Raw genomic sequence first — 7,047 nt, 5'->3', positions numbered from 1 at the left:
CCAACTGAGCTATTCCCGCATTGCACTACTTGAACATCATTACCGCAAAAACTTGGAGCGGGAAAAGAGTCTCGAACTCTCGACCTCAACCTTGGCAAGGTTGCGCTCTACCAACTGAGCTATTCCCGCATTGCACTACTTGAACATCATTACCGCAAAAACTTGGAGCGGGAAAAGAGTCTCGAACTCTCGACCTCAACCTTGGCAAGGTTGCGCTCTACCAACTGAGCTATTCCCGCGCTGCGACAACAGCCGTGCATTATATAGCACCTACCAAAGTTGTCAAGAATATTGATCTTGATTATTGACCGGCTTTTTCTTTAATAAGTGGCCATGCTTTGCGCAAGTAATAAAACATGGACCATACCGTCAAAACCGCCGCCACAAGCAATAGCAAACTTCCCCAAAGAACCGTATCAATAACACCAAATAATTCACCGTAAAAAAGAAGCATAGGAATCGCAACCATTTGCGCAGCAGTTTTTATTTTACCGAGTGAGCTGACAGCCACCGACTTCGAAGCTCCAATTTGAGCCATCCACTCTCGCAATGCAGAAATTGTGATTTCACGCCCAATAATAATAAATGCGATAACTGCATTGACACGATTCCACTGAACTAAAACCAATAAGGCACCAGCGACCATCAATTTATCAGCCACCGGATCGAGGAATGCGCCAAATGCTGACGTTTGATTCCAACGGCGAGCCAAAAAACCATCAAGCCAATCCGTCAACGCAGCGATGATAAATATTAAGGTCGACGCCAAATTTTTTTCAAATAGATTCAAGATCGAATCTGGCAAATAAAAGACTCCCACTACGAGTGGAATCAAAGCAACCCTCAACCAGGTCAATAAAATAGGAAAATTAAATGGCATGTTCGTTTGTATTTGCAGGATTCACGTCATTATATTTTGACTCGAGTTTACAGTTGCGATTAATTTCATGCGGTAGGGAAAACAACAACGTTATATCGCCTAACGGAGGCGTTGATAAATTTCCTCGGCCAAGACACGAGAAATTCCATCGACGGCCATCAAGTCTTCAACGCTGGCGTCTTCAACCCCTTTAATACCACCAAATCGAGTCAACAATTTCTGCCGGCGCTTTGGGCCAATGCCATCAATCTCTTCTAATTTGGATATTTGTCTCACTTTTGCCCTCTTCGCCCGCATTCCTGTAATCGCGAATCGATGAGCCTCGTCGCGAATTTGTGCGATGAGCATCAATGCAGCCGACTCTTTTCCGAGTTCTTTAGGAGCACGTCCATCGGCAAATATGAGAGTTTCAAGTCCGACTTTTCTCCCCTCTCCTTTCGCGACACCAACAATTAGACTCGTATTTAAGCCAAGCTCATCAAAAACCTTACGAGCAACTTCAACCTGTCCTTTGCCACCATCAACCAAAATAATATCTGGCATCACGTCTTGAGAATCAACGTCATCTCGGTGTTCTGCCGCGAATTTCTCATACCGTCTGTAGATTACTTGACGCATCGCCGCATAGTCATCGCCTGGAGTAATATCCCGAATATTAAATCGACGATATTCGCCATTTTGCATCGAGTGATGATGATAGACCACACAGGAAGCTTGGGTCGCTTCGCCTTGGGTATGGCTAATATCAAAACATTCAACACGAAACTGCTCCGTATCAGACACTTCAATTTCCAAGGCTTCGAGCAGCGCTTGTGTTCGTAATTGCTGCGCACCTTGCTCTGAAAGTGCTCGCGTCAAAGCTAGCCGAGCGCCTTTTTCAGCCATCTCTAACCAAGCTCGTTTTCGCTCTTGCGGTTGAAAACTAAGATGGATTTTGTGTCCACATTGCTCCATTAGCGCAAGCATCAATTCTGGCACATCAATTTCAACATTAAGAATAAGCTGATGCGGGATAAATTGATCAATATAATGCTGCGCGATGAATGCCGCCATCACTTCCTTTTCAATATCCTCGATTGGCGCGGCATGTCCCAAATCTAAGTGAGTGGGGAAATACGAACGATCTCCCAAATGACGCCCTCCTCGTACCATCGCAAGATTGACACATGCACGCCCACCTTCAACTACAACAGCAACAATATCAATGTCTGCATCACCTGCCAACTCCATACTTTGCTGATGTAGGACTTTCGACAATGCAGTAATCTGATTTCGAACAATCGCAGCCTTTTCGAATTCTAACTTCTGCGAGAAACTCAACATCTTGTACTCAAGTTTTTTTAAGACTTCAGTCTGTTTTCCCCTCAAAAAATCCGACGCATCTTCGACGTCTGACAAATATTCAGTGGACGAAATAAAATCTACGCATGGCGCACTACAACGCTGAATTTGATGCAAGAGACATGGACGAGTACGATTTGCGAACACGCTGTCCTCACAACTACGCAACAGGAAAATCTTCTGCAAAAGTTGCATTGACTCTTTCACTGCCCAGGACGAAGGAAAAGGTCCAAAATATTGATGTTTTTTGTCGATAGCCCCGCGAAAATAAGCCATGCGAGGGGTTGCTTCACTCGTAATCCGCAAATAGGGGTAAGACTTATCGTCGCGAAATAAAATGTTATAGCGTGGCTTTAACGCTTTAATCAAGTTATTTTCAAGAATTAGGGCTTCAGCTTCACTCCGCGTCACAGTGGTCTCAAGACGGGCGATTTTGGCAACCATCATCGCAATACGAGGACTTGAAATATTTTTTTGAAAATAACTCGATACTCGCTTCTTCAAATCACGAGCTTTACCTACATAGAGTACTTGGTTGTTCGCGTCAAAGTAACGATAAACCCCAGGAAGATTAGGTAATGAAGCCACCAACTCAAGCACCGCAACGGGTGCAGTTTCAACTGACTCAATCTTACTCATAATTCTTACTGGATTGTTCGACGATCACATAAGCTATTGCAAACTCGGTCTCATCCGAAACTGATAAGTGTGCGGCCAAGTGATGAGATTTCATCCAATTGGCGAGGTCATTTTCAAAGTAAAATTGTGGGCGACCAAAATCGTTATTGCGAACTTGTACTGAGTGCCATTTCATTGGGTAACGAATCCCAAGACCAATTGCTTTGGAAAATGCTTCTTTCGCTGCAAAACGTGTCGCCAAAAAATGAATGGCACGTGTCGACGATTGTGCGGCTCGAGTGTGATAGTGTATTTGCTCTTCAGTGCCAAGAATTTTCGTTACAAAGCGTTCTGGGTGTCGAGAAAAAGTTCCTCGAATCCGCGAAATTTTAACGATATCGGTACCAATTCCGAAAATCATCTTGCAGCAAGCCTCGCACTTACCATCAAAGCTTTCATATCTGAAATCGCTTTCTGCCAGCCCACAAAGATCGATTGAGCAACGATTGCGTGTCCAATATTCAATTCTGAAATGCCTCGAATAGCGGCAATTGCCTGTGTATTGGTGAAATGCAGGCCATGGCCAGCATTGACCTTTAAACCCAAATTGATTGCAAAATCCACACCCTCAGCAATTCTAGCTAATTCGCGCGCTTGAATCAGATCATCAGTTGCGTCAGCATACCGTCCTGTATGCAACTCAATCACTGGCGCACCAAGTGCTTTCGCTGCTTGAATTTGCTGATGATCGGAATCAATAAATAGGCTCACACGGATACCCTCTCTCTGCAATTGCTTTATCGCGGCCTCAACCTCCGAATAAAATCGAACAACATCAAGCCCCCCCTCCGTGGTCACCTCTTCGCGACGCTCTGGTACGAGACACACATCGTGAGGCCTAATTCGACAGGCAATATCGATCATTTCTTGTGTCACTGCGGCTTCTAAATTCATTCGCGTCATGAGACGCGGTCGAATTTCTTCAACATCACGGTCTTTAATATGACGACGATCCTCGCGCAAATGGAGTGTAATGCAGTCTGCCCCAGCTTCTTCCGCAAGCAATGCGGCTTTCAAAGGTTCCGGATAAACAGTACCTCGAGCATTTCGTAAAGTCGCAACATGATCGATATTAATACCAAGATCAATGGACTGTGTTTGTCCGTGTATATTCATAGCTTGTGTAAATCAATTAAAATTTGACGTGTGTTCAATGGTAGTCCATGCAAATGGAATGTAAGCAAAAATCGCATGAGCTGTTTGCTTTGCACCTGCGTTTGGTGATCAGTATAGTCACCTGCTGCCATATCTAAGAGCGTTTTACCATGAACCAGCGGAAAATTATCATTTGAATCGGCAACACGTACGCCAACCCCAGGCTCCAATACATAGAGAGTGTCGTCTACAACCTGTTCGCGCGAACGATTACAGTGAGTTAGATCACCGATTAGACCTGCTTGCTGCAAAAGTGTAACTTCAAACTGGCGCAAGACGATCGCAGCTGAAGCATTGTGCGCGAGTTGATTCAAACTCGATACGTACTGATCAAACAGAACCTTGTTCGGCTCATCGCGCAATAGAAACTTCACCAAAAGTTCATTCAAGTAAAAGCCACAAAGTAACGCTGACCTTTCCAAAGGAAGCATACCGCCTAACCACTCTGCAGCAATTAAAGTACGAATTTCAGACTTGCCAGTCCAAGACACATTCAGTGGCTGAAAGGTCTGCAATACACTACGCAAGGCTGATGTAGGCCGTTTTGCGCCTTTTGCAACCAATGATATGCGTCCATAATCGCGACTAAACACGTCAATGATGAGACTGGTTTCTTTATACGGATAAGAATGCAGCACAAATCCAGGCTGATGAAGTATTCGAAACTCTTTGGTCGCACGGGAGGGTAGTTTCAAACGATCTTCTGTATTTCCAGCCTTCTCACTCGGCATGGACTGATCCCGCTGACGAGCTCGACGTTTCGGTGCCACCAACACAACGGTAGTATCCTTATCCAATCACGCACTCACTGGTTAATTACTATTCGTAGCCGTATGCGCGCAAACCTGCCTCATTGTCAGCCCATCCCGACTTTACTTTGATCCAAATCTCTAGATAGACGGGACCACCGAATAGTTTTTCCATGTCTTGACGTGACTGCGTAGAGATCTCTTTGAGGCGCGCACCTTTATTACCGATCACCATCGATTTATGACCATCGCGATCAACCAAAATAGCCACGAATACTCGACGCAAATCACCTTCTTGCTCGAACTTCTCAATCATAACTGTACTTGTGTATGGCAATTCATCACCAACAAAGCGGAAAAGCTTTTCCCGTACAATTTCAGTCGCAAGAAATTTCTCACTACGGTCGGTGATATCGTCTTCACCAAACACAGGTGGATTCAGAGGCAAATATTTCCGCGTCTCCCGCTCTAAATTATCCAGCTGAAATCTCAGCGTAGCAGAAACTGGAACTACCGCGGAAAATGGAAATAGTGCCATCACCTTCTGCGCAAAAGGCATCAAGATCGCCTTATCCTTGACGCGATCAGATTTATTAATTACGAGAATACAAGGTACATTTTTTGGCAACAAATCGATCACTTGTTGATCAGCTTGCCCAAAAGTTCCAGCTTCGATGATAAATAAAATCACGTCAGAGGCCATCAAAGTATTGGTCACTGTACGATTCAAAGTTCTATTTAAAGGATTCGAATGGCGCGTTTGAAATCCTGGCGTATCAACATAGACAAACTGAGTATCGTCTTTGGTCTGAATTCCAGTTATGCGATGGCGGGTTGTCTGTGCTTTGCGCGAAGTGATACTAACTTTTGCCCCTATCAGGGCGTTCATCAAAGTTGATTTACCAACGTTTGGACGGCCAACAATTGCGATATAACCACAACGGAATTCAGAATTTTCTGACATAAAAAATCACTCTTATCTTATTTTTGTGCAATTTCTGGAAACGAAACATCGAGTGAAAGCTGTTCATCACGATGGTCTTGTTTTGTGAGTGCAAATTGCACTCCATCATTTGCCGTTGCACTAGACTGAATAGTTGCGATCCCAGCAAGCTTTAATTGCGAAGTACGTGCTTTTACTTTTTTATTACTGGGGGTCTTCGATAACATTTTGAGAGCAGTTTCCAAAGCTAATTTTGCAGCTGCTTGTTCGCCTGCTCGACGGCTACCGCCGGTTCCAAAAACTTGAATCTCCAACTTTGGTACTAAGCATTCAATTTCAAATTCTTGATTATGCGCAGCACCATGCGTAGCAACAACATTGTATTGAGGCAAAGCAATTTTTTTACTTTGCAAAAATTCTTGGAGCAATGTTTTTGCATCTTTGCCTAAAGTTGTTGGATCAACAGCAACCAAAATCGGATCGTAGAGCGATCGAATAACTTTGCGCGCGACATCAAATCCCGCATCCAGATAAATCGCGCCAAACAAAGCCTCTAAGGTGTCTGCCAATATTGAAGGTCGACGAAACCCTCCAGATTTCAACTCTCCCTCACCTAGTCGCAAAAACTGCGACAGTTCCAATTTCTGCGCAATTTCAAATAGAGACTGCTGCTTAACTAAATTCGCGCGGACTCGAGATAAATCACCTTCATCGATACTCTCAAAGGTCTCAAACAAAATTGACGCGACCACACAATTCAGTATCGAGTCGCCAAGAAACTCCAGACGTTCATTGTGCGAAACACTATGACTGCGATGTGTCAACGCTTGCTGCAGTAATGCAACATCATTGAACTGGTGACCCAAGCGTTTTTGCAGCAACTGTTCGTTCATAACACTTCACTATTCCTGTTTCTTTTTGGTACTGGGACTTTTGGCTGTTGTTCCTTCATACTCGAGCAACAAACTAGCAGGTCCGACTAAAGGTATCTTTTTCACATAAAAAAAGCTAATTTCGTAACCGGTCTCAGATTTTTCAATCACGAGATCTTTCCCAGTGATTGATTCAATGTAGCCAACGTTCGCCTGTTTATCAAACGCAACCTGAATATCTTTTACAGAATTCCCGCCTGCCAATTTCGCCGAAACAATAGCTTTTTTGACCGATACGAACTCAATAACTGTTGGAGCGACTTTGGAGGCAACCACCACTACCATCGCAAGTAAACCTAGAACAAATATAAGTCCAATTAAAGTCATGCCGCGGTTTTTCTTCGGTGAATATTGCTGACAATTACGCAT

General features: G+C 44.1%; 8 protein-coding genes and 3 tRNA genes (1 of these 11 cut by a window edge). All 11 read right to left on the bottom strand.

The features are described 5' to 3' along the window. A tRNA-Gly gene (locus KDM90_RS09945) sits at positions 1–19 on the bottom strand (it extends 157 nt beyond the left edge of the window). A 34-nt stretch (positions 20–53) separates the two neighbouring features. Continuing rightward, positions 54–129 (bottom strand) — tRNA-Gly (locus KDM90_RS09940). Positions 130–163: 34 nt separating this feature from the next. After that, positions 164–239 (bottom strand) — tRNA-Gly (locus tag KDM90_RS09935). Between the two features lie 62 nt (positions 240–301). Continuing rightward, complete coding sequence (gene pgsA / locus KDM90_RS09930) at positions 302–880, bottom strand: CDP-diacylglycerol--glycerol-3-phosphate 3-phosphatidyltransferase (RefSeq protein WP_212675422.1); 579 nt, start codon at positions 878–880, stop codon at positions 302–304. Between the two features lie 99 nt (positions 881–979). Then, positions 980–2,860 carry an excinuclease ABC subunit UvrC gene (gene uvrC / locus KDM90_RS09925; protein WP_212675421.1) on the bottom strand — a complete coding sequence of 627 codons (1,881 nt, stop codon included), beginning with the start codon at positions 2,858–2,860 and terminating at the stop codon, positions 980–982. Further along, complete coding sequence (gene acpS / locus KDM90_RS09920) at positions 2,853–3,260, bottom strand: holo-ACP synthase (protein ID WP_212675420.1); 408 nt, start codon at positions 3,258–3,260, stop codon at positions 2,853–2,855. Before acpS ends, uvrC begins: the two co-directional genes overlap by 8 nt. Beyond that, positions 3,257–4,015 (bottom strand): pyridoxine 5'-phosphate synthase, encoded by a 759-nt coding sequence (gene pdxJ / locus KDM90_RS09915; RefSeq protein ID WP_212675419.1) that lies wholly within the window; start codon positions 4,013–4,015, stop codon positions 3,257–3,259. The genes acpS and pdxJ overlap by 4 nt, the downstream gene beginning before the upstream one ends. Beyond that, the gene (gene recO / locus KDM90_RS09910; RefSeq protein WP_212675465.1) at positions 4,012–4,785 is read right to left on the bottom strand and encodes a DNA repair protein RecO; all 774 of its coding nucleotides are present in this window, start codon (positions 4,783–4,785) and stop codon (positions 4,012–4,014) included. Before recO ends, pdxJ begins: the two co-directional genes overlap by 4 nt. Before the next feature lie 88 nt (positions 4,786–4,873). Then, on the bottom strand, positions 4,874–5,767 hold the full coding sequence (gene era / locus KDM90_RS09905; RefSeq protein ID WP_212675418.1) for a GTPase Era: 894 nt from the start codon (positions 5,765–5,767) through the stop codon (positions 4,874–4,876). A 17-nt stretch (positions 5,768–5,784) separates the two neighbouring features. Beyond that, positions 5,785–6,639, bottom strand: coding sequence for a ribonuclease III (gene rnc, locus KDM90_RS09900; RefSeq protein ID WP_212675417.1), 855 nt, complete (start codon positions 6,637–6,639; stop codon positions 5,785–5,787). Between the two features lie 9 nt (positions 6,640–6,648). Continuing rightward, entirely contained in the window at positions 6,649–7,005 is a 357-nt protein-coding gene (locus KDM90_RS09895; RefSeq protein ID WP_230409709.1) for a DUF4845 domain-containing protein, read from the bottom strand. Between the last annotated feature and the right edge of the window lie 42 nt (positions 7,006–7,047).

Source organism: Affinundibacterium fentianense (assembly GCF_018139545.1).
GTDB lineage: Bacteria > Pseudomonadota > Gammaproteobacteria > Burkholderiales > Burkholderiaceae_D > Undibacterium > Undibacterium fentianense.
This window is presented reverse-complemented; position numbering and strand designations above follow the sequence as displayed.

What these genes read in the sequence shown, in the direction of transcription:
- pgsA (WP_212675422.1), bottom strand. Translation starts at nt 880, where the DNA reads ATGCCATTTAATTTTCCTATTTTATTGACCTGGTTGAGGGTTGCTTTG.
- uvrC (WP_212675421.1), bottom strand. Translation starts at nt 2,860, where the DNA reads ATGAGTAAGATTGAGTCAGTTGAAACTGCACCCGTTGCGGTGCTTGAG.
- acpS (WP_212675420.1), bottom strand. Translation starts at nt 3,260, where the DNA reads ATGATTTTCGGAATTGGTACCGATATCGTTAAAATTTCGCGGATTCGA.
- pdxJ (WP_212675419.1), bottom strand. Translation starts at nt 4,015, where the DNA reads ATGAATATACACGGACAAACACAGTCCATTGATCTTGGTATTAATATC.
- recO (WP_212675465.1), bottom strand. Translation starts at nt 4,785, where the DNA reads ATGCCGAGTGAGAAGGCTGGAAATACAGAAGATCGTTTGAAACTACCC.
- era (WP_212675418.1), bottom strand. Translation starts at nt 5,767, where the DNA reads ATGTCAGAAAATTCTGAATTCCGTTGTGGTTATATCGCAATTGTTGGC.
- rnc (WP_212675417.1), bottom strand. Translation starts at nt 6,639, where the DNA reads ATGAACGAACAGTTGCTGCAAAAACGCTTGGGTCACCAGTTCAATGAT.
- KDM90_RS09895 (WP_230409709.1), bottom strand. Translation starts at nt 7,005, where the DNA reads ATGACTTTAATTGGACTTATATTTGTTCTAGGTTTACTTGCGATGGTA.